This window comes from Streptomyces sp. SolWspMP-5a-2, assembly GCF_900091845.1.
Classification (GTDB): domain Bacteria; phylum Actinomycetota; class Actinomycetes; order Streptomycetales; family Streptomycetaceae; genus Streptomyces; species Streptomyces doudnae.
In genome coordinates this window covers 1-25,975 of the sequence record NZ_FMCI01000350.1, presented here as the reverse complement: position 1 = coordinate 25,975, position 25,975 = coordinate 1, and the positions used below count along the sequence as shown (strand labels likewise).

Here is a 25,975-nt window from a genome sequence, read left to right as displayed (position 1 = left end):
CTAACCCCGAAGGGACACCGGGAGTCATGCGCAGCATCCGAGCCGCGGCCGTCGGCGCCGTCACCATGTCACTCGCCCTTGCCGCCTCGGCCTGCGGAGGCGGTTCGTCGACGGGGGGCGGGTCGGACGACTCGCCCAAGACCCTCACGTACTGGGCCTCCAACCAGGGCGCGAGCATCGCCGTCGACAAGAAGGTCCTCCAGCCGGAACTCGACAAGTTCGAGAAGCAGACCGGCGTCAAGGTGAAGCTCGAGGTGGTCCCCTGGTCGGACCTGCTCAACCGCATCCTGACCGCCACGACCTCGGGTCAGGGCCCCGACGTCCTCAACATAGGCAACACCTGGAGCGCCTCGCTCCAGGCCACCGGGGCGCTGCTGCCCTGGAACGCCGAGAACTTCGCCAAGATCGGCGGCAAGGACCGCTTCGTCGACTCGGCGCTCGGCTCCACCGGCGCCTCCGACAAGGACCCCGCCGCGGTGCCGCTGTACTCGATGGCGTACGCGCTCTACTACAACAAGAAGATGTTCGCCGAGGCGGGCATCAGCAAGCCGCCGACCACCTGGGACGAGCTGGTCGCCGACGGCCGGAAGCTGTCCAAGGACGGTAAGTGGGGCCTGGGAGCGGAGGGTTCGAACCCGTCGGAGAACATCCACCACGCCTTCGTCTTCGCCCGCCAGCACGGCGCCGAGTTCTTCACCGCCGACGGCAAGGCCGACTTCACCAACGACGGGGTCGTGACCGCCGTCAAGCAGTACGTCGACCTGATGGCCAAGGACAAGATCATCGCGCCCGGCAACGCCGAGTACGCCCAGAACCAGTCCGTCAGCGACTTCGCCAAGGGCAAGAACGCGATGCTGCTCTGGCAGTCCGCCGCCGCCAACCTCAAGTCCCAGGGCCTGAGCGAGGACGACTACGGCATCGCGCCGGTGCCCGTGCAGTCCGGCACCCCCGGAACCGGCGACCAGATCAACTCCATGGTCGCGGGCATCAACCTCGCCGTCTTCAAGAACACCCACAACACCGACGGCGCGACGAAGTTCGTGAAGTTCATGACCAGCGACGCCGAGCAGAAGATCCTCAACACCGCCTACACCTCGATCCCGCCGGTGAAGACGGCCCAGGAGGACCCGGCGTTCAACTCCCCGGCCAACGCGGTCCTCAAGGACACCCTCGCCAAGAGCGCCGCCGCGCTGCCGCAGGTCGCCGACGAGTCGCAGTTCGAGACCGCGGTCGGTACCGCGATCAAGGAGCTGTTCGCCACCGCCGCGGCCGGTCGCCCCGTCTCCGCGGACACCGTCAAGTCGGCGCTGCAGAAGGCCCAGCAGCAGATGCCCGCGAAGTGAGCCCGATGACGACCACCGCTCCCGCCGCGGCGGACGTGCGGAAGGACTCCCCCGGGGCGGCGGCGCGTGACCCCCGCCGCCCCGGGCGGATCCGCCGCATCGGACTGCCGTACCTGCTGCTCCTGCCCGCCCTGTTCCTCGAACTCCTGGTCCACCTCGTGCCGATGGTGATCGGCATCGTGATGAGCTTCAAGGAGCTGACCCAGTTCTACATCCGCGACTGGGGCGCCGCGCCCTGGTCGGGGCTGCGCAACTACCGCATGTCGGTGGACTTCGACGCCCCGGTCGGCGAGGCGCTGCTCCACTCGTTCCTCGTCACCATCGCGTTCACCGTGCTGTCGGTCGGCCTCTGCTGGCTGATCGGCACCACGGCCGCCGTCTACATGCAGGAGACCTTCCGCGGCCGCGGCCTGCTGCGCGCGCTGTTCCTGGTGCCGTACGCGCTGCCGGTCTACGCGGCCGTCATCACCTGGGTGTTCATGTTCCAGCACGACAACGGCCTGGTGAACCACGTCCTGCACGACCAGCTCCACCTCACCGACAAGCCGTCGTTCTGGCTCATCGGCGACAACAGCTTCTACGCCCTGCTCACCGTGTCGGTGTGGAAGGGCTGGCCGTTCGCCTTCCTCATCGTGATGGCCGGACTCCAGAACATCCCCGGCGAGCTGTACGAGGCCGCCGCGCTGGACGGCGCCGGACGGTGGCAGCAGATCCGCCGGATCACCCTGCCGTCGCTGCGCCCGGTCAACCAGGTGCTCGTCCTGGTGCTGTTCCTGTGGACGTTCAACGACTTCAACACGCCGTACGTCCTGTTCGGCAAGACCGCCCCGGCCGCGGCCGACCTGATCTCCGTCCACATCTACCAGGCGTCCTTCGTCACCTGGAACTTCGGCACCGGGTCCGCCATGTCCGTACTCCTGCTGCTGTTCCTGCTGGTGGTGACCGGCGTCTACCTCGTCCTCACCTCGCGCGGACGGAGGACCTCAGATGTCTAGCCAGCACGCCTCACCGATGGCGCCGCCGCGCTCCTTCCTCTGGTCCCGGCGGATCTTCCTGACCCTGCTCACCGGATTCGTCCTGCTGCCGGTGTACGTCATGGTCTCCAGCTCCCTGAAGCCGCTCGCGGACGTCACCGGCAAGTTCCGCTGGCTGCCCAGCGGGCTGACCCTGCGCCCGTACGTCGACATCTGGTCGACGGTCCCGCTCGCCCGCTACTTCGTGAACTCCCTGATCGTGGCGGGCGTCGCGACCGTCGCGTCGGTGGTGATCGCGGTCTTCTCGGCGTACGCGGTCAGCCGGTACGACTTCCGCGGCAAGCGCGTCTTCACGGTGACCGTGCTCTCGACGCAGATGTTCCCCGGCATCCTCTTCCTGCTGCCGCTGTTCCTCATCTACGTCAACATCGGCAACGCCACCGGCATCGCCCTGTTCGGCTCGCGCGGCGGACTGATCCTGACGTACCTGACGTTCTCGCTGCCGTTCTCGATCTGGATGCTCATCGGGTACTTCGACTCGGTGCCCCGCGACCTGGACGAGGCGGCGCTGGTCGACGGCTGCGGCCCGCTGGGCGCGCTGTTCCGGGTGGTCGTACCGGCCGCCGTGCCCGGCATTGTCGCGGTCGCCGTCTACGCCTTCATGACCGCCTGGGGCGAGGTGCTGTTCGCGTCCGTCATGACCAACGACACCACGCGCACCCTCGCGGTCGGACTCCAGGGCTACTCCACGCTCAACGACGTGTACTGGAACCAGATCATGGCCGCCTCGCTGGTCGTCAGCGTGCCCGTGGTCGCCGGCTTCCTGCTGCTCCAGCGCTACCTGGTCGCCGGACTGACGGCCGGAGCCGTCAAGTGACCGACCACGCCGACCCCGAGAGGACCTCCGTGACCATCGACCTCGCCGCGCTCCCGCACGACTTCCTGTGGGGCACCGCCACTTCGGCCTACCAGATCGAGGGCGCCGCCGCCGAGGACGGCCGCTCCCCGTCGATCTGGGACACCTTCTCGCACACCCCGGGCAAGACCGACGGCGGCGACCACGGCGACGTCGCCTGCGACCACTACCACCGCTGGCGCGAGGACATCGGCCTGATGCGCCGACTGGGCACCGACGCCTACCGGTTGTCCATCGCCTGGCCGCGGGTGGTGCCCGGCGGCGACGGTCCGGTCAACCCCAAGGGCCTGAACTTCTACGACCAGTTGATCGACGGGCTGCTGGAGGCGGGCATCACCCCGTCCGTCACGCTCTACCACTGGGACCTGCCGCAGGTCCTCCAGGACCGGGGCGGCTGGCCGGAGCGGGCGACCGCCGAGCACTTCGCCGCGTACGCCGCCGTCGTCGCCGAACGCCTCGGTGACCGCGTCCACCACTGGGCCACCCTCAACGAGCCGCTCTGCTCGGCCTGGATCGGCCACCTCGAAGGCAAGATGGCGCCGGGCCTGACCGACCTGACGGCGGCCGTCCGCGCCTCCTACCACCTGCTGCTCGGGCACGGCCTCGCCGTCGAGGCGATCCGCGCCAACGCGCCCGGCGCCCAGGTCGGCCTCGTCACCAACCTCTCCACGGTGCACGCCGCCAGCGACCGCGAGGAGGACGTGCGGGCCGCCCGGCGGATGGACGGTCACACCAACCGCTGGTGGCTCGACCCGGTGCACGGCCGCGGCTTCCCGGCGGACATGCGCGAGGTGTACGGCATCGAACTCCCCGAGCGTGAGGGGGACTTGGCGACGATGTCGGCCCCGATGGACTGGCTCGGCCTCAACTACTACATGCCGGCCACGGTCGCCGACGACCCCACGGGCCCCGCGCCGTACGTCCGCGAGATCCGCCGCGAGGGCGTGCCGCGCACCGGCATGGACTGGGAGGTCGACGCGAGCGGCATCGAGACGCTGCTGCTGCGCCTGACGAACGAGTACGGCGCCCGCCGCCTGTACGTCACGGAGAACGGCTCGTCCTACCCCGACGTGGTCCGCCCCGACGGCACGATCGACGACCCGCAGCGCCAGGCGTACCTGGAGCAGCACCTCGCGGCGTGCGCCTCCGCGGCCCGCAAGGGGGCACCGCTGGCCGGGTACTTCGCGTGGTCCCTGCTCGACAACTTCGAGTGGGCGTACGGCTACGACAAGCGGTTCGGCCTGGTCCACGTCGACTACGCGACGCAGGCCCGCACCATCAAGGGCACCGGCCACCGGTACGCGGACATCGTCCGCCGCCACCGGGACCTGGCCCGCCGCGCGGCCTGAGCCGGGGCGGCGCGGAGCGGACGGGAGCGGGGACGGGGCCGGGAGACGCGGACGCGGGAGCGACGCGTCCCCGGCGCCCGGCCCCGCCGTCCCGGAAGAACGGAGGGGCGCGCACCACGCGTCTCATTTGTCATGCACGCGTCAGTACAGCGCATCCGTCCCACCCCGACCCCAAGGAGAGCCGCATGCCGCACCGCACCCTCCTGGCCGCGCTGGCCGTCCTGGCCACCGTCGCCGTCCTGTCCCCGCCCCCGGCCGCCGCCGCGCCCGCCGGGCGAGCCGCCGCCGTCCAGGCCGCCTGGGACACCGACCGGGCGGCCGCCGCCTACGCCCAGACACCGGCCGCCGTCACCGCCTCCGGCAGCGAGAACGGCGGCACCGGCCCCGGTCTCGCCTTCGACGGCGACGGGGCCACCCGCTGGTCCAGCAACTTCGCCGACGACGCGTGGCTGCGCGTCGACCTCGGCACCACCGTCCGCGTCGACCGGGTGGTCCTCGACTGGGAGGCCGCCTACGGCAAGCGGTACGTCCTGGAGGCGTCGAAGAACGGCACCGACTGGACGCCGTTCTACACGGAGACCGCAGGCACCGGCGGATCGGTCACCGTGAGCACCTACCCGCAGGAGGTCACCGGCCGCTACCTGCGCCTGCGCGGCCTCGAACGCGCCACGCCCTACGGGTACTCGCTGTGGAGCTTCAAGGTGTACGGCGGCGAGCCCGCGCCCGCGTCCACCACCCGGACCAACCTCGCCCTGAACCACCCCGCTTACTCGAACTACTACCAACACGCGGGCAACACACCGGCGTTCGTCACCGACGGCGGCTACCCGGCCGGGCTCAAGGGCGACTCCACCCGCTGGTCGAGCGACTGGAACGCGGACCGCTGGGTCGCCGTCGACCTGGGCGCGACGTCGACGATCGACACCGTCGACCTGTACTGGGAGGCGGCCTTCGCGGTCGACTACCGGCTCCAGGTCTCCGACGACAACCGCACCTGGCGCACGGTCTACCAGCCGACCGCGTCCGAGGTCGCCGCGCGCCGCGCCAACGTCGCCTCACCGGCCGAGGCGGCGGGCCTGCACGACAGCGTGCGGCTGCCGCAGCCGGTCACCGGACGGTACGTCAGGATGCTCGGCACGGAGCGCCGCTCTTTCTACAACCCGGCCCCCGCCACGGCCCAGTTCGGCTACTCGCTCTACGAGTTCCAGGTCTGGGGCACCGGAGGCAGCGCCGCGGCCGCCTACCCGGCGCTGCCGGGCGAGCAGTCCGGCACCTACCGCACCACCTTCTTCGACGACTTCACCGGCTCCACCCTCGACCGCTCCAAGTGGCGTGTGGTCAGGACGGGTTCGGAGATGGGCTCGGTCAACGGCGAGGCGCAGGCGTACGTCGACTCCACCGACACCGTCCGCACCGAGAACGGCAGCCTGGTGCTGCGTGCCAAGTACTGCAAGGGCTGCACCCGTGCGGGCGGCGGCACCTACGACTTCACGTCGGGCCGCGTCGACACCAACACCAAGTTCGACTTCACCTACGGCCGGGTCAGCGCCCGCATGAAGCTGCCCGTGGGCGACGGCTTCTGGCCCGCGTTCTGGCTGCTCGGCAGCAACGTCGACGACCCGTCGGTGTCCTGGCCCGCCTCCGGGGAGACCGACATCATGGAGAACATCGGCTACCGGGACTGGACCAGCTCGGCCCTGCACGGCCCCGGCTACTCGGCGGACGGCAACATCGGCGCCCGCCAGACCTACCCGGGCGGGGCCACGGCGGACCAGTGGCACACCTACGCGGTGGAGTGGACCCCGACCGGGATGCGCTTCCTCGTCGACGACCGCGTCGTCCAGGAGACGACCCGCAACAAGCTCGAATCGACCCGCGGCCAGTGGGTCTTCGACCACAACCAGTACGTCATCCTCAACCTCGCCCTGGGCGGCGCCTACCCGGCCGGCTGGAACCAGACGACCACCCCGTACTGGGGCCTGCCCCAGTCGAGCGTGGACCGCATCGCGGGCGGGGGAGTGCAGGCGGAGGTGGACTGGGTGCGGGTGGAGCAGAAGGGGTAGCGGGGGCACCGCCGGTCGGATCCCGGCCGGCCGGTCGCCGCCGTGCCGCACGGTCCCGGGGGCGGGCGTACCCGGCGTCCGCCCCCGGGTGCCGCCGCACCCCGGGTACCCTGGATCACCTCGAGAGAGCGGCCCGACGGGCTTCCGCTCCACCCCGGTGGAGTTCTGAAGGACACGCCCCCACCCGCACGAGTCACTTCGTGCTGTCTGGGGAGAAGTCCTTGCTGTTCCGCGCGTCCGCCAGAACGATCTCCGTCATGGCGTTCGACACGTCTCTCTTCCATCGGCTCACCGACCGCTTCGTCCACACGCACGGATACCGCCCGGGACCCGCGGAGATACGTTCCTGGGAACAGAGCCTCCCCGTTCTGGCCGCCACGCTCGACGACGCCGGACTCGGTGACGTGGAGGTCATGATCGAGTACGCCCTCCCGATGAACAGCAAGCGGATCGACGCCGTCCTGGCCGGGACGCACCCCGTCACGGGGGAGCCGTCGTACGTCCTGGTGGAACTGAAGCAGTGGAGCGAGGCCGTGCCGTCCGAGGACGACCCGGTGCTGTGCGTCCTCGAGCGGTACAGCGGCCCGGTGCTCAATCCCATCGAACAGGTGCGCCGGTACCGCGAGTACCTCGTGAACTTCAACGGCGCGGTCGCGACGCATCCGCACCGGGTGACCGGGGTCGCGTTCCTGCACAACGCGACCGAGTTCGGCGTGGGCGGGCTGCGCTCGCTGGAAGGGGCAGGCGGTGTCCGGCTCTTCACCGGCGACCGGCGGGGTGAGTTCATCGACTGCCTGCGCGCCCTGCTCAGCCCGCTGAGCCCGGGTGCTGAGGCCGCCGACGCGCTGCTGGCCGGAAAGACCGTACCGTCGAAGCAGCTCATGGCGGTCGCGGCACAAGAGGTGCGCGAGCGCGAACAGTTCGTGCTCCTCGACGAGCAGCAGGTGGCGTACCGCACGGTCCTGAACGCCGTGCACAGGGCCAAGCGGTCCGACACCAAGGAGGTCGTGGTCGTCACCGGCGGCCCCGGCACCGGAAAGAGCGTCATCGCGCTCTCCCTGCTGGGCGAGTTGTACCGGAGCGGGGTGCCGGCCCTGCACGCGACCGGTTCGCAGTCCTTCACGAAGACCATGCGCAAGGTCGCCGGCGCCCGGAAGCGCGAGGTGCAGGACCTCTTCAAGTACTTCAACAGCTTCATGGCGACCGAGAAGAACTCCCTCGACGTCCTGATCTGCGACGAGGCCCACCGGATCCGGGAGACGTCGGCCAACCGCTTCACGTCCGCCGCACACCGCACCGGAAGGCCGCAGATCGAGGAGTTGATGGACGTCGCACGGGTGCCCGTCTTCCTGCTCGACGAGCACCAGGTGGTGCGTCCCGGCGAGATGGGGACGGTCGCCGACATCCGGGCGGCGGCGGCCCTGCGCGGTCTGGCCTGTCATGTCGTCCCGCTGGACAGCCAGTTCCGGTGCGGTGGCAGCGAAGCCTATCTGCGCTGGGTGGTGCGGTTGCTGGGGCTGGAGGGCGATGGTCCGGTCGTCTGGGACCCGGACGACCGCATGCGGTTGCTCGTCGCGGAGAGCCCAGCGGACCTGGAGTCCTTCCTGGACTCTCGGCGGGCACAGGGCTACAGCGCCCGCATGTCGGCCGGTTACTGCTGGCCGTGGTCCCCCGAGCCGAAGCCCGGCAGCCCGCTGCCGCTCGACGTGGTGATCGGCGACTGGGCGCGTCCCTGGAACCTGCGCGGGGACCGCGCCGTCTCCGGGGCGCCACCGTCCGCGCTCTGGGCGACGGACCCGGCGGGTTTCGGACAGATCGGATGCGTCTACACCGCCCAGGGGTTCGAGTACGACTGGTCCGGCGTCATCATCGGTCCCGACCTCCTCTGGCGCGGCGACCAGTGGATCATCAACCGCGCGGCGTCCAGGGACCCCGTGTTCAAGCGGTCCGTGTCGGAGGCCGAAGTCCGCCGGTTGATCCGCAACACGTACAAGGTGCTGCTCACCCGGGGCATGGTCGGGACCGTCGTCCACTCGACCGATCCGGAGACCCAGGAGAAGCTGCGGGAACTGGTGGGAGCGCGGCACCTCGTGACCGCATGAACGTGCGAGGGCGGTGCCGTCCGCCCACGACGGCGGCGACGCGCCGAAAGCAGTCGCAGGCACGACGGGTACCGGATAGCGCTCCCTAAGATCACCGTTACCAGTCGCGGCCCGACGGGCTTCCCCGCACATGAGGGACATGCCCCCACCCGCACGAGTCTTTCGTGCCTTGGGGGAACCACCTCGTGTCCATGCTCCTGCTGAGACTGTCCGCGCGGGACCTGCTCAACCTCGACGAGAGGCGCCGGATGGTGCCTCATCTGGCCGCCCGATACCGGTACTTCCGCGGCAAGGACGTGTCCGAAGGCGAACGGAAGGCCTGGGCGGAGAGCCTGGTGCACCTGGCGGGGGACCTGGTGCGGGCGGGGCGCGGGAACGTCGAGATGGTCGTCGAGTGCGCGGCGACACTGGAGAAGCCGGAGAAGGGGCTCGCGCCCCTGATCGACGCCGTGCTGGTGGGCAGACACCCGGAGACGGGCCTGCCCTCCTACCAACTCGTCGAGCTGAAGCGGTGGTCGACGGTGACGCGGGTGGAGGCGGCCACCGCGGAACTCGTCAACGTACCGGGCTACGGCAAGCCCAAGCGTCATCCGGCCCTGCAACTGCGTTCGACCTTCCGACTGTTCACCGGGGAGCAGGGCCCGCTGCACGGCGCGACCGTAGAGTGCGGCGGCTTCGCGTATCTGCACAACGCCACCGAGGAGGGTGTGCGGCCGCTCCTCGACACCCTGGCGCCGACCGGTGCCTACGAGCGGGTCTACACCCGCGACAGCCGGGACCGGCTCCTCGCGGATCTGCGTGAGCACTTCGCGGAGGACGGCGCGGCGTCGGAGGCTGAACGCCTGCTCCAGCGGATGAACCTGCGGAACACGCCGCTGCTCGACGCGATGACCAGATCGCGGGGTGAGGACACCGTGTTCACCCTCCGGCGCGAGCAGCAGAAGGTGGCCACCAGCGTTCTGGAGCGTGCCGAACGGGTCCTCGGCCCCGCGGACGCACCGGCCGCGCCCGAGGGAGACGAACGTGCCGTGTTCGTCGTGACCGGGGGACCCGGTACCGGGAAGAGCGCGGTCGGTCTGCAGTTGCGGGCCGAGTTCGAGAAGGCCGGGCGCACCGTCCGCTACGCCAGTGGCAGCCGTGCCTTCAACGGCGCGATCAAGGAGCAGGTGGGCTTCACCGAGCGGGAGTTCAGGGAGCGCTTCGGCTACTTCAGCGACTTCGTGAAGGCCCCGGAACCGCCCCTGGACGTCCTGATCTGCGACGAGGCGCACCGGATGCGGGAGCGGACCGTGGACAGGTACCGGAACGAGGAGCGGTCAGGAACCCAGCCGCAGGTGGACGATCTGCTGGACGCCGCGCGGCTCACCGTGTTCTTCCTCGACGAGAGCCAGTCCGTGCGACCCAACGAGGTCGGATCGGTGGGCCTGATCGAGGACGCCGCGGGGAAGCGCGGCATCACCCCGCTGCCCTACCTGCTCCGGGAGGAGTGGCGGTGCGGGGGAAGCGACGCGTACATCCGCTGGGTGCGGGCGGTGCTCGGAGTGGAGGAGGGGGAGACCCTCTGGACCCCGGACGGGCTGATGCACGTGGAGGTCGCCGACAGCCCGGAGGAACTCGAGCACATCATCACGACCGAGGCGAGAGCCGGTGCCACCGCGCGGATGGTGGCGGGCTTCTGCTGGCCGTGGACCTCGCCGCGGGGCAAGGGCGCCGCGGCCCGGCTGGAGACCGACGTGCGGATCGGCGGCTGGCACCGGCGCTGGAACGCCAAGAGCGACACGTTCTGCGAGAACCGCACCGTGCCGCCGTCCAGCATCTGGTCGGTGCACCCCGACGGCCTCGACCAGATCGGCTGCGTCTACACGGCGCAGGGGCTCGAGTGGGACTGGTGCGGGGTGATCCTCGGCGAGGACATGGTGCGGCGCGGGGATCGCTGGGTCTACCAGAAGGGCACCTGGCGGGTCGACCCGGAGACGGGGGTCAGGCGGGTGAAGACCCCGGGGTCCTTCGACATGAAGCTCAGGGAGAGGACGGGCGACGGTGACGGGGAGGAGGACTTCGAGCGGTCCGTCCGGCACGCGTACCACGTGCTGATGACGCGGGCGAGCCGTGCCACGGTCCTCCACTCGACGGACGAGGAGACCCAGGCGTACCTCAAGTCCCGTGTCGGCGAGGTGCTGGTGCACGACCTGCGGCCGACCTGGGACCGTCTCGCGCCCGAGGCGAGGCAGCCGCACCTGCCCAGTCCGAAGAGGCAGAGGGGCAAGGCCGTCGACTCCGGGCAGGGACTCATCTTCTGAACCGTCGCCCGGTCGCGGGACATGGCCGGGGGAAGGGTGGCGGGCTCGCCGGGCCCGCCACATGCCGACCTCAGATGAGGTGGCGCGCTGCCGCGAGTACCGCGGCCACCACCAGAGCGGCGATCACGTTCGTCGCGGTGCCGACGAGGATCTCGCGGACCCAGGGACGGCGCGCAGGCTTGTACTCGATGGGTTCCATGAAAGACCACTCCCGATGTGAGCTGCGGAATGGTAGGACCGCCCTACCGGGCATCCGGTCCACTCCTCGCCCACGACCGCGACCGGTCCGTGGAATCCGCCTCGTACCCTCCGGGAAGGTGCGCAGCGAGCGGACATCGTAGCGCACCGTCAGCACGGCTCGATCGGCGTATCGCCGTGCCGGGCAGGCGGGTTCGGCGCCGGGACGCCCCCCTCGGCGCCGGGACGCCCCCTCCCCGTTTTGAAAACGAATGTCATCAACCGCTAAATTGATCACGCCCGATCAACCACCCGCGATCGACCACGCCCGATCGACCGCGTCCACCCCGCGCCGGAAATCCCCTCCGGTGCCCCGTCCGGTACCCCCGATCCCCCCAGGAGGCTTAATGCATATGATGCGCAAGTGCGCGATTACATCATCAGGCCCGCGGGCCAGGACGATCTCGGTGGGGCGCGAGCCGTGATGCTCGACACCGTGTACCGGGACTTCGGTACCGGGTACGTGCCGCGCTGGCACGGGGACATCGTCGACCCGGAGGCCGCCTACCTGGTCCCCGACCGGCACACCCTGCTGGTGGTGGTCGCACCCGGCGGGGAGATCGTCGGGACCGGCGCCCTGGACTCCCGGGGGCCCGCCCACCCGCCGAACCCCCGTGAACTCGCCGAGCGCTACCCGTCGGGAGAGACCGCGCAGCTCCGCCGTGTCTACACCCACCCCGACCACCGGCGCCGCGGCCTCGCGCGGCGGGTCGTCGCCGAGCTGCTCGACTTCGCCGCGGCGGACGGCGGCTACCGCTCCGTCTACCTGCACACCGACCCGGCCGTGCCGGGCGCCGAACCGTTCTGGCGGTCGCTCGGGAAGGCCGTGCTCGACGAGCGCGACGGACCCGGCGGCGGCCAGCGGATCGTCCACTTCGAGATACCCCTGGGGTACTGACACCCATGCGCCGCCCGCACCACCTCCTGGCCCTCCTGCTCGCCCCGGTCGTCACCGGCTGCTTCGCCTCCGGCGGCTCCGACGCCTCCTCCGGCGACGCGAAGTCCGGCTCCCGGCTCCGGGTCGCCCTCGCCTTCCCGCCCGCCGAGCACCTCTCCCCGTACGGCGCCGACGCCACCATCCTCAGCCGACTCGGCGTCACCGAGGGCCTGACCTCGCTGGACGCCAACGGCGCCGCGTCCCCCGCGCTCGCCGCGTCCTGGCGCCGCGACGGCGACAGCACCTGGCGTTTCACCCTGCGCGAGGCCACCTTCCAGGACGGCACCGAGGTCACCCCCGCCGCCGTCGCCTCCGCCCTCACCCGCGCCGCCGCCGCGAAGCCCGCCCCCGCCGCCCTCTCCGGCGTCCACCTGAAGGCGACCGCCGCGGGCCGCACCGACGTGCGGATCACCACCGACCGGCCGGACCCGATCCTGCCCCTGCGCATGTCGAGCCCCGGCCTCGCCGTGCTCGCGGCCGAGGCGTACGACGCGAAGGGCGGCGCCGACCCCGTCGGCACCGGCACCGGGCCCTTCCGGCTCACCGAGGTGACCGGCTCCACCGCCGCCTCCCTCGACCGGTTCGACGACTACTGGGGCGGCCGCGCCCAGTCCGCCGGGATCGACGTCACCTTCGTCGCCGACGGCATTGCCCGCGCCGCCGCGCTGCGCACCGGGCAGGCCGACCTCGCCGAGGCCGTCCCGGTCGCGCAGGCCGCCACCCTCGACGCGGCCACCCGCAAGGAGACGGCCACCACCCGCACCACCAGCCTCCTGCTCAACGCCGCCTCGGGCCCGTTCAAGGACGCCGGCCTGCGCGCCGCCGCCCGCGAGGCCGTCGACACCGCCGCCCTCGCCAAGGGCGTCTACGAGGGCCACGCCGACGCCGGGGCCGGGGTCTACGGACCCGCCGTCACCTGGGCCGAGGGCAAGCGCGAGCGGCTGTCGGGACGCGCGGCGGCCAGCACCCCCCACGGCACCCGGATCACCCTCGCCACCTACGACAACCGGCCCGAACTCCCCGAGGTCGCCCAGGTGTTGAAGCAGCAACTGGAGAAGGCCGGGTTCGACGTCACCCTCCAGGTGCGGGAGTACTCCCGGCTGGAGAGCGACGCCCTGGACGGGAAGTTCGACGCCTTCGTCATGGCCCGCAACTCCCTCGTCGACACCGGCGACCCGGTCGCCGTCCTCGCCAGCGACTACACTTGCGACGGCGGCTACAACGTCGCCCAGCTCTGCGACAAGGCCGTCGACCGTGCCGTCACCGCGGCGGAGGGCGTCGCCGACACCGACGAGCGCCGGGACGCCGCGATGGCCGCCGAGGCCGCCGTCCTGCGCACCGACGCCGTCGTCCCGCTGGTCCACCAGCGCATCATCACCGGCGTCGGCACGGGTGTCCGCGGCGCCCTGCTCGACCCGTACGAGCGCACCCTCGTCGGCACCGGCACCCGGCGCTGACCCGTGCGGCACCGAACCACCGCGCTGCTGTGGCGCGTCGGCCTCGCGGTGGGACTGGTCTGCGGGATCGGCCTGCTGCCCACGCTCTCCCGCACCGACCCGGCGCTGACCGTCCTCAAGGCGCGCTCCGCCGACCGCGACCCCACCCCCGAGGTCCTCGCCGCCGTCCGCGGCCAACTCGGCCTCGACGCGAGCCCGTTGACGCTTCTCGGGCGGTGGGTCGGCGGCCTGTGGCGCGGTGACGCCGGACAGTCCTGGATCTCCGGCGACGACGTCACCCCCGCCGTCCTCCAGGCCCTCGGCGCCTCCCTGCTGCTGATGGCCGCCGCCCTCGCCGTCGCCGCCCTCACCGCCACCGCCGTCTGCGCCCGCACCCTGTGGCTCGGCGCCCGGCTGCGCCTCGACGCCCGGCGCCCCGGCGGCAGCGGCGGGTCCGCGATGCTCGCCGCGCTCCCCGAGTTCCTCACCGCCTCCGTCCTCGCCACCGTCGTCGGGGTTCAGCTCGGCTGGCTGCCCGCCCTCGGCTGGTACGGACCCCGCTGGACCGTCCTGCCGGGACTCGCCCTCGGACTGCCCGCGGGCGCCGTCCTCGGACGGCTCCTCGACGACCTGCTGCCCAGCGCCTTCGCCGAACCCTGGGCGCGCGCCGCCGTCGCCCGCGGCGTGCGCGGGCGCGCCGTCGCCCGGCAGGCCGTCCGCCGCTGCCTGCCCGCGCTGCTGCCCAACGCCGGACTCTTCGTCGTCGGCCTCACCGGCGGCGCCGTCGCCGTCGAGCAGATCTTCGACATCCCCGGCCTCGGCCGCACCACCCTCCAGGCCGCCCTCGCCCAGGACCTCCCCGTCCTCCAGGCGGGCACCCTGCTCCTGCTGCTGCTCGCCGCCCTCTCCACCGGCGCCGCCCACCTCGCCGCCCGGCTGCTGATCGGCCCCGCGCTGCGCGACCGGGCCCTGCCCAGCCTGCACCGCCCGCGCCCGCCCGCCGCCGGGCGCCTGCCCCTCCTGTACGGCGGCCTGCTGCTCGCCGTCGTCGCCGCGGGGCTGCCGCGCGACCCGCTCGCCCTCGACACCGACCAGCGCCTGCGGCCCCCCTCCGCCGGTCACCCTTTCGGCACCGACGCGCTCGGCCGCGACCTGCTCGCCCGGGTCGCCCACGGCGCCCTCGACACCCTGCTCCTCGCCTCCGCGATCAGCGCCGCCGCCCTCGTCGCCGGGGTCCTGCTCGGACTGGTGCCCCGGTTCTCCGGGCCGCTCGCCGACACCGTCAACGCCGTGCCGCCCGTCCTCGGGGCCCTCCTGGTCACCGCCGTCGCGGGCGGGGGCACCGCCACACCCGCGCTCGCCGTGGGCGTCGTCGCCTGGGCGCCGCTCGCCGCGCACACCTCCGCGCTGCTGCGCCAGGAACGCGCCGCCCTGCACCTCACCGCGACCGTCGGACTCGGCGCGGGCCCCGGCTACCTGCTGCGGCACGAACTGCTGCCCGCCGTCGTGCCGCCCGTCGCCCGGCACGCGCTGCTGCGGCTGCCCGGCACCGCCCTCGCCCTCGCCTCCCTCGCCTTCCTCGGCCTCGGCGCCCAGCCGCCCGCCCCCGAGTGGGGCCTGCTGCTCGCCGAGAACCAGCCCTACGCGGAACGCGCGCCCTGGGCCGTCCTCGCCCCCGCCGTCGTCCTCGCCCTGCTCGGCGCGCTCGCGGTCTCCGCCGCCGGGGGAGTCCGTCTGCCGGGACGACGCCGTCACCGCCCCGGTCCCGAACGGCCGTCCCCCGCACGGGAGTCGGCGCCCGCCCCGGCACGCACCTCGGTGGGTGCCCCGTGACATCCACCCCGCCCGAGCCGCCGACGACGGCCGGGTCGCCGCGCACCACGCCCCTGCTGCGGCTGCTCATCCTCACCCAACTCGCCTTCAACGTCGGGTTCTTCGCCGTCCTGCCGTTCCTCTCCGCCCACCTCGGCACCGCCGTCGGCATGGCGGGCTGGCTGGTCGGATTCGTCCTCGGCCTGCGGACCTTCAGCCAGCAGGGCCTCTTCGTGGTCGGCGGCGCGCTCACCGACCGGTACGGCGTCCGGCCCGTCGTCCTCGCCGGATGCGCGCTGCGCGTCGCCGGGTTCGGCTGGCTCGGGTACGCCGACAGCGCCGGAGCGGTGATCGGGGCGGTGCTGCTCATCGGGTTCGCCGCCGCGCTGTTCTCGCCCGCCGTCGAGTCCGAGGTCGCCCGGCAGGCGGTCGCCCTGGAGGAGGCGGGCGGCGGCCCGCGCACCCGGGTCCTCGCCCGCTTCACCGTCGCCGGACAGGCCGGGGCGTTCGTCGGACCGCTGCTCGGCGCGCTGCTGCTGACCGTGGACTTCCGCGCCGTCTGCCTCGCGGGCGCCGGGATCTTCGTCCTCGTCCTCGCCGGACACGCCTGGCTGCTGCCCCAGCACATCCCGGGCCGCCGACGCACCACCGTCAGGGGCGGGACGGGCCCGCTGCTGCGCAACCGCCGCTTCCTCGCGCTGTGTTGCGCCTACGGCGCCTATCTCCTCGCCTACAACCAGCTCTATCTCGCGCTGCCCGCCGAGGTGGAGCGCGCGACGGGCTCCCAGGCGCCGCTGGCCTGGCTGTTCGCCCTGTCGTCGCTGCTCGTCGTGACCGCCCAGCTCCCCGTCACCCACTGGGCCGGTGCCCGGCTCTCCGCACGCCGCTCGATGGCGGCGGGGCTGCTGCTGATCTCCGCGGGCTTCGCGCTGGTCGGCGCCGCCCGCCCGGCCGAACTGACCGGCACGGTGGGCCTGTTGCCCGCCGCGGGCTTCGTGGTCCTGCTCACCGTCGGCCAGATGCTGGTCGCCCCGGTGGCCCGCGCCCTGGTCCCCGACCTCGCGGAGCCCGGCCGCCTCGGGCTCTACACCGGGGCGCTCTCCTCGGTCTCCGGCCTGATCGTCCTCGCGGGCAGCTCCGCGACCGGCACCCTCATGGACCTCGGTCTGCCGCCGGCCGTCCCCTGGCTGCTGCTCGCCGCGGTCCCGGCGGCCGCCGTCCGGCTGCTGCCACCCGCGGCGGAGCGCCGTACCGCCCGTACGGCGACCGGGCTCCGGCCGTCCGGCCGATGAGCCCGCGGCCCGCCGCTCAGGACGCCACCGGCTCGCGGGTCAGCTCCAGCATCAGCGCCACCTCGGCCGCGCCCGCCCTGGAGGTCCTGCGCAGCCACAGCACGTCCCGGCCGAACGACCAGACCAGCGCGGCCAGGGCGATCGCGGTCACCGCGAAGGTGGCCCGGAACGGCAGGTAGCCGGAGGCCGCGAGCAGCAGGAAGACGCCCTGGAGGGCCGCCACCGTCTTGCGGGCCGTGCTCGGCGGCAGCGGCGCGTTCAGCCACGGCCGGACGCGCGCCGCCGCCACGAACGCGTACCGCATCCCGCCGATCAGCAGCACCCACGGGCCGAGCTTCGTCGAGACGTACACGCTGAGCACCAGGATCAGGAACGCGTCGACCTCCATGTCGAACCGCGCACCCAGCGGCGTCGAGGTGCCGGTCCGCCGCGCCACCTTGCCGTCCACACCGTCCAGGATCAGCGCCACCGCCGTCAGACCGACGAAGACCGTGACCGGCGGCGCGCTCTCGAAGGAGTCCGCGACCAGCGCCGTCACCCCGCCCACCAGGGTCGCCCGGCCGAGTGTCACCCGGTTGGCCGGGCCGAACGACCGCGGCCTGGTGCGGTGCAGGGCCCGGGAGAGGACCGCCCAGGTGGCGAGGGCGAAGGCGATCCCGGTCAGCCAGCCCGCGGGCCCCAGTCCGATCGCCGAGCCGAGCAGGGCCAGCAGCAGGATCTGGACGCCAGCTCCCACCGCGGTCTCCTGCTGGACCAGCCTCGCGTCGTACGTGTTGTTCAGGGCCACCGCACATCCTCCGGCCGTATGACAGAGTCGATCAGCGCCGCGTACTGTCCGCGGCCTGTGCACACCTCGGTACGTGAACAACTTCCCGATCGTTCAGGAGGACGTCTGATGAAGCGGACCGCCCACGCGTTCTGGCTGGACCGCCCGGGCCACGGCGCCCTGCGCGAGGCGGACCTGCCGGAACCCGGCGTGGGCGACGTCGTCGTGCGCGCGCTGTACTCCGGGGTCAGCCGGGGCACCGAGACCCTGGTGTTCCGCGGCGGCGTCCCCGAGAGCCAGCACGCGGCCATGCGGGCGCCGTTCCAGGAGGGCGAGTTCCCCGGCCCGGTGAAGTACGGCTACCTCAGCGTCGGCGTCGTCGAGGAGGGCCCGGCGGAGCTGACCGGACGCACGGTCTTCTGCCTCCACCCGCACCAGACCCGGTACGTCGTCCCGGCCACCGCCGTCACCGTCGTCCCCGACGACGTGCCCGCCGCCCGCGCCGTCCTCGCCGGGACCGTGGAGACGGCCGTCAACGCGCTCTGGGACGCCGCCCCGCTGATCGGCGACCGGATCACCGTCGTCGGCGGCGGCATGGTCGGCTGCTCGGTCGCCGCGCTGCTCGCCCGGTTCCCCGGCGTCCGCGTCCAGTTGGTCGACGCCGACCCCGCCCGAGCCGACGTCGCGCGCGCCCTCGGCGTCGCCTTCGCGCTGCCCGCCGACGCCCGCGGCGACCGCGACCTCGTCGTGCACGCCAGCGCCACCGAACAGGGCCTCACCCGCGCCCTCGAACTCCTCGCGCCCGAGGGCACCGTCCTCGAACTGTCCTGGTACGGCGACCGCAAGGTCTCCCTGCCGCTCGGCGAGGCGTTCCACTCCCGGCGCCTGGTCATCCGCGGCAGCCAGGTCGGCACCGTCTCCCCGGCCCGCCCCAGCCGCAGTTACGCCGACCGGATGGCGCTGGCCCTGGAACTCCTCGCCGACCCGGCCCTCGACGCCCTCATCACCGGCGAGTCCGCCTTCGAGGAGCTGCCCGAGGTGCTCCCCAAGCTGGCGGACGGAGCGATTCCGGCCCTCTGTCACCGGATCCGGTACTCCTGACCTGAGAAAAGAGTGAGACCGGGCTGAACAAGGGGAACCCGACAGCCGTACTACACGGCACCCCCGGCACGGATCAGCAGGGGGACCAGAGGCTCCGCACCTGGAGGGTCGTCCGTTGTTCAGTGTCACCGTCCGCGATCACATCATGATCGCCCACAGCTTCCGCGGCGAGGTCTTCGGACCCGCGCAGCGCCTGCACGGAGCGACGTTCCTCGTGGACGCCACGTTCCGCCGCGAGCAGCTGGACGACGACGGCATCGTCGTCGACATCGGCCTGGCCACCCAGGAACTCGGTGCCGTCACCAGCGAGTTGAACTACCGGAACCTCGACAACGAACCCGAGTTCGCCGGCGTCAACACCTCGACCGAGTTCCTCGCCAAGGTCATCGCCGACCGGATCGCCGACCGCATCCACAAGGGCGCGCTCGGCGAGGGCGCCCGCGGCATCGCCGGGATCTCCGTCACCCTGCACGAATCGCACGTCGCCTGGGCGAGTTACGAGCGTGCGCTGTGACCGACCTGACCGTGGACCGGGCCCGGCTCGGATACGTACCCGCCCAGCACGCCACCCTCAAGAACGCGGAGAACGTGCTCCGGATGTCCCTGAACTCCGTGCACTTCGTCCTGCCCGGCGGGATCGACGACCCGGCCGTGCCCAGCGGCGGCAACGCCTACGACCGCCGCATCTGCCTCGACCTCCCCGGCTTCGGCTGGCAGGTCCACAAGCACGCGGTGGACGGCTCCTGGCCGCGCCCCTCGGCCGCCGCCCGCGGTGAACTCGCCCGCGTCCTGGCCGAGTTCCCCGACGACACCGTCGTCCTGATCGACGGCATCGTCGCCTGCGGCGTCCCCGAGGTCGTCGTCCCCGAGGCGTCCAGGCTGCGCCTCGCCGTCCTCGTCCACCTGCCGCTCGGCGACGAGACGGGCCTGGAGCCCGCCGTCGCCGCGGAACTGGACGCGCGCGAGCGGGAGGTGCTGCGGGCCGCCCCCGCCGTCATCGCCACCAGCGACTGGGCGGTCCGCCGCCTCGTCTCCCACCACGGACTCGCCCCCGAGCGCGTCCACGTCGCGGCGCCCGGCGCCGACATCGCGCCCCTCGCCTCCGGCACCGACGGCGTCTCGCGGCTGCTGTGCGTCGCCGCCGTCACCCCGCGCAAGGGTCAGCACCGGCTGGTCGAGGCCCTCGCGGCGGCGGCCGACCTGCCGTGGAGCTGCGTCTGCGTCGGCGCCCTCACCCTGGACCCCAACTACGTCGGCCACCTGCGCGGACTCATCCGCACGCACGGCCTCCAGGACCGCATCCACCTGGCCGGGGCGCAGGCGGGCGCCGCGCTCGACGCCAGCTACGCCGCCGCCGACCTCATGGTCCTCACCTCCTACGCGGAGACCTACGGCATGGCCGTCACCGAGGCCCTGGCCCGGGGCATCCCGGTCCTCGCCACCGACGTCGGCGGACTGCCCGAGGCGGTCGGCCGCGCCCCCGACGGCGGCGTGCCCGGCATCCTCGTCCCGCCGGAGAACCCCGCCGCGATCGCCAACGAGCTGCGCGGCTGGTTCGGCGAGGCCGACGTGCGCCGCCGCCTCAAGGCCGCGGCCCGCGGCAGGCGCGCCGCGCTGGACGGCTGGGCGACCACCGCCCGCAGCCTCGCCGGAGTGCTGGGACGGCTACCGAGCGAACCCCGGAGGGCGGCATGAGGGAAACGGCCGTGACGCAGCAGGCCGGGCAGATCCCCGGCCAGCCCGGTCCCCGCGACGTCACCGACGCCGCCGGGACCGCACTCCCCACCGAGCAGGAGCTGGCGCCGCCGACACCGGAGGCAGGATCCGGTGACGGCGTGATCCCGGGCGCGGGCCCCACACCGCGCCCGGGGGAGCGGGCCACCGTGCGGCTGCGCGAGGACGGGCCCGACGACCAGCCCCGGTACGCGCCGGAGTGGCTCCAACTGCGCGAGCCCGCCGACGCGGACGCCCGCGCCGGCGAACTGCTCGACCCGCTGCGCATCCGGCTCGCCAACCTGCCGGGCCGCTCCGGTCTCGTCGTCCACGACCTCGGCTGCGGCACCGGCTCCATGGGCCGCTGGCTGGCCCCGCGCCTGGACGGCCCCCAGCACTGGGTGCTGCACGACCGCGACCCCTACCTGCTGCACTTCGCGGCCGTCGCCTCCCCGAGGTCGGCCGCCGACGGCAGCCGGGTCACCGTCGAGACCCGGCGCGGCGACGTCGCCCGGCTCACCCCGGAGGCGCTGCTCGGCGCCTCCCTGGTGACGGCGTCCGCGCTGCTCGACGTCCTCACCCGGGCCGAGGTCGACATCCTCGCCGACGCCTGCACCGGCGCGGGCTGCCCGGCCCTGCTCACCCTGTCGGTGGCGGGCCGCGTCGACATCGGCCCCGGCGACCCGCTCGACGCCGAGCTGGCCGAGGCGTTCAACGCCCACCAGCGGCGCGGCGGCCTGCTCGGCCCGGACGCGGTCACCGCCACCTGCGAGGCGTTCTCCGAACGCGGCGCGACCGTGCACGTCGTCCCGAGCGCTTGGCGGCTCGGCCCCGACGAGGCCGCGCTGACCGCGCAGTGGCTGCGCGGCTGGGTCGGCGCGGCCGTCGAGCAGCGCCCCGACCTCAAGGACCGTGCGGAACCGTATCTGCGCGAGCGCCTCGCGGCCTGCGAGGCCGGTGAACTCCACGTCACGGTCCACCACAGCGACCTGCTCGCCCTCACCCGTCCGGGCGGCCCGGCATGAGCGTACGGACGGTGACGGCACGCGGAGTACGCCGCGACGCACGCTCGGGCCGCACGATCAGCCTCCCGACGGCGGCGGTCCGCACGACGACGGTCCCGGCGGGAGCGAGGGTGACCGCTGCGGCCCCGGCGTCGGCGAGGGCCGAACTCCCGGCGACGGTGTCGGTGTCGGTGACGGCCACGGCGGCGGACACGGCCACGGCGGCGGACACGGCCACGGCGGCGGACACGGTGACGGCGGTCCGGGCGACGGGTACGGCGATGGGGCCCACGGCGATGGGGCCCACGGCGTCGGCGCCCGCCCCTGCCCCCGCGCGCACCGGAGCGACCGGCGACGGCGTCCGGGCGGAGGGCGCCGCCGGTGGATCGCGGGCGCGGGCGGTGCTGCGGAGCGCGCTCGGGCGGTTCGACTCCCGTGCCGTGCGCACCCACCTCGGGTCCGTCGCCGGGATCGTCATCCTCGCCGTGCTGCTCTGGCGGCTCGGCACCGGCGTCTTCCTCGACGGACTGCGCCGCATCGACACCCCGACCCTGCTTCTCGCCCTCGCCATCGGACTCGCCACCACCGTGCTCAGCGCCTGGCGGTGGGCGCTCGTCGCCCGGGGACTGCGGCTGCGGCTGCCCCTCGGCGCCGCCGTCGCCGACTACTACCGGGCGCTGTTCCTGAACGCGGCGCTGCCCGGCGGGGTCCTCGGCGACGTCCACCGGGCCGTCCGGCACGGGCGCAGCGAGGGCGACCTCGGAAGGGGCGTGCGCACCGTCGTCCTCGAACGGGCCGCGGGACAGGTCGCGTTGGCGGGCGTCGGGCTGATCGTCCTGCTCACCCTGCCGTCCCCGGTCCGCACCGAGGCCCGCGATCTCGCGCCGCTGCTCGGCCTCGCGGCCGTCGGGGTGCTCGCGGTCGGTCTCGCGCTGCGCATGAACGGAACGCCCGCACGCCGTGGCCGGGTGCTGCGCGCGACGCTCGCCGAGGCCCGCGAGGGGCTGCTGTCCCGCCGCAACGCGCCCGGTGTCGTCGTCTCGTCGCTGCTGGTGCTCGCGGGCCACGTCGGGATGTTCGTGGTCGCGGCCCGGGTCGCCGGGTCGGACGCCCCGGTCGCGCTGCTGCTGCCGATCGCCGTGCTCGCGCTGGTCGCGATGGGCCTGCCGCTGAACGTCGGCGGCTGGGGGCCCCGGGAGGGCGTCACCGCCTGGGCGTTCGGGGCCGCGGGCCTGGGCGCCGGCAGCGGTCTCGCGGTCGCCGTCGTCTACGGGGTGCTCAGCTTCGTGGCCGCGCTGCCCGGCGCCGCCGTCCTCGTCGTCCGCTGGGCCGCCGCTCTGCGGGCGGGTTCGGGGACGCCCGCCGCGGCACCGGAACCCGACGGCGCTCAGCCGCGCCGCGCGCTTCCCGTCTCCGGCTCCGACAGCAGCGAGAAATACGCCCCGAAGGAATCCACCAGGCTCGCCAGGAGTTCCTTCCCCTTTTCCGCCGAGCCGAGCGAAGGGCGCCCGATGACGCCCGAATCGGTATAGCCGGACATACCGAGGGTCAGGAGATGGCGCCGGTCGTCCGCGACGAAATCCGAGGTCTCATATCCGGATCGGAGGAATTCGGGATGGGCGTGCAGCAGGACGGAGGTCTCGATCTCCCCGGCGTGCATGTCGGTGAGGAGCGAGGTGACCACCCCCGCCCGCCCCCTGGCCGCCTCCCAGTCCTCGGCGGCGGGGAAGAGCGCCATCCGTTCGCCGCGCGCCGTGGCCTCCTGGACGACGTTGCCCAGCACGTAGTTCCCGCCGTGCCCGTTCACCACCACCAGGGCGTCGACGCCGGAGCGGCGGAGCGAGGCGGCGATGTCCGTGACCACCGCGTGCAGCGTCACGGCGGAGATGCTCACCGTGCCCGGCCAGTCCGCGTGCTCGTGCGAACAGGAGACGGTCACCGGAGGAAGGAGGTGCACCGGGAACGCCGCGGCTATCTCGCGGGCCACGGCACAGGCGACCAGGGTGTCGGTCGCCAGCGGAAGGAACGGACCGTGCTGCTCGAAGCTCCCCACCGGAAGAACGGCGACCTGCGTTGAGACGCCCGCCGCCCTGGTCCGTACCTCTTCCGTGGTGTCCGCCGGCACCAGACCGTCCGCCGCCGCACGCGCGCCCGAACCACTCATTTCTCCACGGCCTTTCGTCTCTGTTTAGGAATCAGATCATGACAGAAAAAGTCGGCGTACTCGGCAAGAAGTCAGCGCAGCGCACGGGCGTGGAGCGCATCGTGAATGCGCCGCTGCCCACCGTGTACGGGGAATTCCGGGCGGTGGGATACCTCGACCACGACCGGGGCGACGAGCAGGTGGCCCTCGTGCACGGCGACATCGGCGCGGAGGGCGTGCTGACCCGGCTCCACTCGGAGTGCCTGACCGGTGACGCGTTCGGGTCCCAGCACTGCGAGTGCGGGGACCAACTGGCCTTCGCGCTCAAGGCCGTGGTCGCCGAGGGCGCGGGCGTCGTCGTCTACCTGCGCGGCCACGAGGGGCGCGGCATCGGGCTGCTCGGCAAGCTGCGGGCGATGGCCCTGCAGGCCGAGGGCCTGGACACCGTCGAGGCGAACCTGGCCCTCGGGCTGCCGGTCGACTCCCGGGACTACGGGGTGGCGGCCGGGATGCTGCACGACCTCGGCGTGAACTCGGTGCGGCTGATGTCCAACAACCCGCGCAAGCGCGAGGCGTTGGTGCGGCACGGCATCGAAGTGGCGGAGACCGTGCCGCTGTTGATACCGCCGTGCGAGAGCAACATCACCTACCTGCGCACCAAGCGGGAGCGGCTCGACCACCACCTGCCGCACCTGGACGCGGTCGCCCACCTGTCCTGACGGGCGACCGCGGCCGGTGGCGCCGGTCAGTCCAGGACGGCCTCGTGGACCAGCCGTTTGATGTCCGGGTAGAGCGTGTGCGACGACTTCGGCCGCACCTGCGTGTAGAACTGCACGCTCAGGTCGCGGCTCGGGTCGACCCAGAACGTCGTCGTCGCCACCCCGCTCCAGCCGTAGGTGCCGAGCCCGGTGGGCGCCTTGGTGCGGGACGGGTCGATCACCACGGAGACGCCGAGGCCGAAGCCCACGCCCTCGTTGCCGGGTTCGTCGTGGGCCGGTCTGCTGCCGAAGGCGCGCAGGTCGGCGCCGTCGGGCAGGTGGTTGCTCGTCATCAGGTCGACGGTCGCGGGCGCGAGCAGCCGGGCGCCGTCGAGTTCGCCGCGGCGGCGCAGCAGTTCGGAGAAGCGGTGCATGTCGTGCGCGGAGGCGACCATCCCGCCGCTGCCGGACAGGAACCGGGGCCGCCCGTGCAGCGGCAGCCCGGCGATCCGCTCGATGCCGCCGTCACCGGTCTCGCCGTACAACTCGGAGAGCCTGGGCGCCTGTTCGGCGGAGACCTCGAAGCCCGCGTCGGTCATGCCGAGCGGCCGGAAGACCCGCTCGGCGAGGAACACGTCGAGCGGCTGCCCGCTCACCACTTCCAGGACCCGGCCCAGCACGTTGGTGGCGACCGAGTAGTTCCACTGGGTGCCCGGCTCGAACTGCAGGGGCAGGCCCGCGTAGACGTCGACGGTCCCGGCGAGGTCGGTGCCGGGCCGCACCGACGAGTCGAGCCCCTCCTCCCGGTAGCGGGCGTCGACCGGGTGGGTGTGGTAGAAGGCGAAGGTCAGGCCCGCGGTGTGGGTCATCAGGTGCCGGATCAGCGGCGGCCGCGCCGCCGGGCGGGTGCGCAGCCCGCTGCCCGAACCGCCGTCGTACACCTGGGCGTCGGCGAAGGCCGGGAGGTGGTCGTGGACCGGGTCGTCGAGACCGAGGCGCCCCTCCTCGACGAGCGTGAGCGCGGCCACCGTGGTGACCGGCTTGGTCATCGAGTACATCCGCCAGAGGGTGTCCGTCTCCACGGGCGTCCCGGCCGCGAGGTCGCGGTGGCCGTACGCGGTGAGGTGGGCGACGCGGCCGCCGCGGGCCACGGCCACCAGGAAGCCGGGCAGGCGCCCTTCGTCGACCTCCGTGGCCAGGTGCCGGTCGAGGCGGGCGAGCGCCTTCGCGTCCAGCCCGACCTCTTCCGGGTCGACCTCTTGTCGCAGCTGTGCCATCGCTCTCCTCCGAATGCGTCCGTCGAGGTCAGGTCCGGCTGCCCAGCCCCACCCGCCTCAGACCTCATGGTCGCGCAGGAAGAGGGGCCCGGTCCTGTGGATGATCGGGTTTGATCGCCAGTTCGGAACGTTTCGGCAGAAGTAGTCCGATCGGTACCGCGACCCCGGCCGTCACCGCCAGGACCAGCAGCGCCGCCGGACGGCCGCCGACGGTCGTCAGGGCGGTCGCGCCCGCCACGCCGAGCACCGGACCGACGTTCATCGCCGTCTGCTGGAGACCGCCCGCCACCCCCGCGGACTCGGCCGGCGCCCACCGCACCACCACATGGGTGGCCGTCACCATCACGGTCCCGAACCCGGCACCCGCCAGCGCGAACCCGGCGCAGAGCGCGGGTGTGCCGGACGCCTCGCGCAGCACCAGGATCCCGGCCGCCAGGACGGCGGCGGCCGTCCCGGTCACCGGCCGCGACCCGGCCCGGCGCAGCAGCACCGCGGCGGCGGGCGCGGCCAGG

21 protein-coding genes and 1 pseudogene are annotated in these 25,975 nt (G+C 73.1%); 17 read left to right on the top strand and 5 right to left on the bottom strand.

The genetic code is table 11. From position 1 onward, the window contains the following. Positions 1-26 precede the first annotated feature (26 nt). The 7 genes from GA0115242_RS34665 to GA0115242_RS34635 all read left to right on the top strand — a co-directional run bounded on the left by GA0115242_RS34665 (position 27) and on the right by GA0115242_RS34635 (position 11,047). Entirely contained in the window at positions 27-1,343 is a 1,317-nt protein-coding gene (locus tag GA0115242_RS34665) for an ABC transporter substrate-binding protein (RefSeq protein WP_093835624.1), read from the top strand. A 5-nt stretch (positions 1,344-1,348) separates the two neighbouring features. After that, complete coding sequence (locus GA0115242_RS34660; protein WP_093835623.1) at positions 1,349-2,338, top strand: carbohydrate ABC transporter permease; 990 nt, start codon at positions 1,349-1,351, stop codon at positions 2,336-2,338. A 16-nt stretch (positions 2,339-2,354) separates the two neighbouring features. Then, positions 2,355-3,194: a carbohydrate ABC transporter permease gene (locus GA0115242_RS34655; RefSeq protein WP_093835622.1), complete on the top strand. Its 840-nt coding sequence runs from the start codon at positions 2,355-2,357 to the stop codon at positions 3,192-3,194. Between the two features lie 29 nt (positions 3,195-3,223). Further along, entirely contained in the window at positions 3,224-4,582 is a 1,359-nt protein-coding gene (locus GA0115242_RS34650) for a GH1 family beta-glucosidase (RefSeq protein WP_093835665.1), read from the top strand. 185 nt (positions 4,583-4,767) lie between these two features. Then, on the top strand, positions 4,768-6,645 hold the full coding sequence (locus tag GA0115242_RS34645) for a discoidin domain-containing protein (protein WP_093835621.1): 1,878 nt from the start codon (positions 4,768-4,770) through the stop codon (positions 6,643-6,645). Between the two features lie 221 nt (positions 6,646-6,866). After that, positions 6,867-8,747, top strand: coding sequence for a DNA/RNA helicase domain-containing protein (locus GA0115242_RS34640; RefSeq protein WP_093835620.1), 1,881 nt, complete (start codon positions 6,867-6,869; stop codon positions 8,745-8,747). A 191-nt stretch (positions 8,748-8,938) separates the two neighbouring features. Further along, a complete protein-coding gene (locus GA0115242_RS34635) occupies positions 8,939-11,047 on the top strand; it encodes a DUF2075 domain-containing protein (RefSeq protein ID WP_237549485.1) in 2,109 nt (702 codons plus the stop codon). Positions 11,048-11,117: 70 nt separating this feature from the next. Here GA0115242_RS34635 and GA0115242_RS42080 read toward each other — a convergent pair whose 3' ends face one another. Next, positions 11,118-11,246 carry a DUF6408 family protein gene (locus GA0115242_RS42080; RefSeq protein ID WP_237549484.1) on the bottom strand — a complete coding sequence of 43 codons (129 nt, stop codon included), beginning with the start codon at positions 11,244-11,246 and terminating at the stop codon, positions 11,118-11,120. 402 nt (positions 11,247-11,648) lie between these two features. Here GA0115242_RS42080 and GA0115242_RS34630 point away from each other — a divergent pair, with 402 nt between their 5' ends. From GA0115242_RS34630 to GA0115242_RS34615, 4 genes are read left to right on the top strand one after another with little or no spacing between them, the layout of a single operon-like run. Then, positions 11,649-12,182 (top strand): GNAT family N-acetyltransferase, encoded by a 534-nt coding sequence (locus GA0115242_RS34630; protein ID WP_176729971.1) that lies wholly within the window; start codon positions 11,649-11,651, stop codon positions 12,180-12,182. Positions 12,183-12,187: 5 nt separating this feature from the next. Next, on the top strand, positions 12,188-13,678 hold the full coding sequence (locus GA0115242_RS34625; protein WP_093835617.1) for an ABC transporter substrate-binding protein: 1,491 nt from the start codon (positions 12,188-12,190) through the stop codon (positions 13,676-13,678). A gap of 3 nt (positions 13,679-13,681) precedes the next feature. Beyond that, positions 13,682-15,490 carry an ABC transporter permease subunit gene (locus GA0115242_RS34620; RefSeq protein ID WP_093835616.1) on the top strand — a complete coding sequence of 603 codons (1,809 nt, stop codon included), beginning with the start codon at positions 13,682-13,684 and terminating at the stop codon, positions 15,488-15,490. Beyond that, complete coding sequence (locus GA0115242_RS34615) at positions 15,487-16,761, top strand: MDR family MFS transporter (RefSeq protein ID WP_093835615.1); 1,275 nt, start codon at positions 15,487-15,489, stop codon at positions 16,759-16,761. Before GA0115242_RS34620 ends, GA0115242_RS34615 begins: the two co-directional genes overlap by 4 nt. Positions 16,762-16,777: 16 nt before the next feature. Here GA0115242_RS34615 and GA0115242_RS34610 read toward each other — a convergent pair whose 3' ends face one another. Next, positions 16,778-17,548 carry a CDP-alcohol phosphatidyltransferase family protein gene (locus GA0115242_RS34610; RefSeq protein WP_093835614.1) on the bottom strand — a complete coding sequence of 257 codons (771 nt, stop codon included), beginning with the start codon at positions 17,546-17,548 and terminating at the stop codon, positions 16,778-16,780. Positions 17,549-17,656: 108 nt separating this feature from the next. Between GA0115242_RS34610 and GA0115242_RS34605 the strand changes: the two genes are divergently transcribed. From GA0115242_RS34605 to GA0115242_RS42075, 5 genes and pseudogenes are all read left to right on the top strand, one after another. Continuing rightward, on the top strand, positions 17,657-18,628 hold the full coding sequence (locus GA0115242_RS34605) for a zinc-dependent alcohol dehydrogenase (protein WP_093835613.1): 972 nt from the start codon (positions 17,657-17,659) through the stop codon (positions 18,626-18,628). Between the two features lie 115 nt (positions 18,629-18,743). Beyond that, positions 18,744-19,142 carry a 6-pyruvoyl trahydropterin synthase family protein gene (locus GA0115242_RS34600; RefSeq protein ID WP_093835612.1) on the top strand — a complete coding sequence of 133 codons (399 nt, stop codon included), beginning with the start codon at positions 18,744-18,746 and terminating at the stop codon, positions 19,140-19,142. Then, entirely contained in the window at positions 19,139-20,323 is a 1,185-nt protein-coding gene (locus tag GA0115242_RS34595; protein WP_093835611.1) for a glycosyltransferase family 4 protein, read from the top strand. Before GA0115242_RS34600 ends, GA0115242_RS34595 begins: the two co-directional genes overlap by 4 nt. Further along, positions 20,320-21,366, top strand: coding sequence for a class I SAM-dependent methyltransferase (locus GA0115242_RS34590; RefSeq protein ID WP_093835610.1), 1,047 nt, complete (start codon positions 20,320-20,322; stop codon positions 21,364-21,366). The genes GA0115242_RS34595 and GA0115242_RS34590 overlap by 4 nt, the downstream gene beginning before the upstream one ends. Beyond that, positions 21,363-22,637 (top strand): annotated as a pseudogene (locus GA0115242_RS42075) (lysylphosphatidylglycerol synthase transmembrane domain-containing protein); the annotation flags it as partial. The gene GA0115242_RS34590 and the pseudogene GA0115242_RS42075, both read left to right, overlap by 4 nt. A 95-nt stretch (positions 22,638-22,732) precedes the next feature. Here GA0115242_RS42075 and GA0115242_RS34580 read toward each other — a convergent pair. Continuing rightward, on the bottom strand, positions 22,733-23,509 hold the full coding sequence (locus GA0115242_RS34580) for a creatininase family protein (RefSeq protein WP_093835608.1): 777 nt from the start codon (positions 23,507-23,509) through the stop codon (positions 22,733-22,735). 38 nt (positions 23,510-23,547) lie between these two features. Between GA0115242_RS34580 and ribA the strand changes: the two genes are divergently transcribed. Further along, positions 23,548-24,207 (top strand): GTP cyclohydrolase II, encoded by a 660-nt coding sequence (gene ribA, locus GA0115242_RS34575; protein ID WP_093835607.1) that lies wholly within the window; start codon positions 23,548-23,550, stop codon positions 24,205-24,207. Positions 24,208-24,233: 26 nt separating this feature from the next. On the opposite strand, the gene GA0115242_RS34570 is transcribed toward ribA, so the two are convergent. Both GA0115242_RS34570 and GA0115242_RS34565 read right to left on the bottom strand, forming a co-directional pair. Next, entirely contained in the window at positions 24,234-25,463 is a 1,230-nt protein-coding gene (locus GA0115242_RS34570; RefSeq protein WP_093835606.1) for a serine hydrolase domain-containing protein, read from the bottom strand. A gap of 64 nt (positions 25,464-25,527) precedes the next feature. After that, on the bottom strand, positions 25,528-25,975 hold a 448-nt coding region (locus GA0115242_RS34565), incomplete at its 5' end, for an MFS transporter (protein WP_141721861.1).

Excerpts from the sequence above, each read along its gene's own strand:
- GA0115242_RS42080 (WP_237549484.1), bottom strand. The coding sequence starts at position 11,246 with ATGGAACCCATCGAGTACAAGCCTGCGCGCCGTCCCTGGGTCCGCGAG.
- GA0115242_RS34655 (WP_093835622.1), top strand. The coding sequence starts at position 2,355 with ATGGCGCCGCCGCGCTCCTTCCTCTGGTCCCGGCGGATCTTCCTGACC.
- GA0115242_RS34625 (WP_093835617.1), top strand. The coding sequence starts at position 12,188 with ATGCGCCGCCCGCACCACCTCCTGGCCCTCCTGCTCGCCCCGGTCGTC.
- ribA (WP_093835607.1), top strand. The coding sequence starts at position 23,548 with ATGACAGAAAAAGTCGGCGTACTCGGCAAGAAGTCAGCGCAGCGCACG.
- GA0115242_RS34635 (WP_237549485.1), top strand. The coding sequence starts at position 8,939 with ATGCTCCTGCTGAGACTGTCCGCGCGGGACCTGCTCAACCTCGACGAG.
- GA0115242_RS34645 (WP_093835621.1), top strand. The coding sequence starts at position 4,768 with ATGCCGCACCGCACCCTCCTGGCCGCGCTGGCCGTCCTGGCCACCGTC.
- GA0115242_RS34580 (WP_093835608.1), bottom strand. The coding sequence starts at position 23,509 with ATGAGTGGTTCGGGCGCGCGTGCGGCGGCGGACGGTCTGGTGCCGGCG.
- GA0115242_RS34570 (WP_093835606.1), bottom strand. The coding sequence starts at position 25,463 with ATGGCACAGCTGCGACAAGAGGTCGACCCGGAAGAGGTCGGGCTGGAC.
- GA0115242_RS34660 (WP_093835623.1), top strand. The coding sequence starts at position 1,349 with ATGACGACCACCGCTCCCGCCGCGGCGGACGTGCGGAAGGACTCCCCC.
- GA0115242_RS34665 (WP_093835624.1), top strand. The coding sequence starts at position 27 with ATGCGCAGCATCCGAGCCGCGGCCGTCGGCGCCGTCACCATGTCACTC.
- GA0115242_RS34590 (WP_093835610.1), top strand. The coding sequence starts at position 20,320 with ATGAGGGAAACGGCCGTGACGCAGCAGGCCGGGCAGATCCCCGGCCAG.
- GA0115242_RS34605 (WP_093835613.1), top strand. The coding sequence starts at position 17,657 with ATGAAGCGGACCGCCCACGCGTTCTGGCTGGACCGCCCGGGCCACGGC.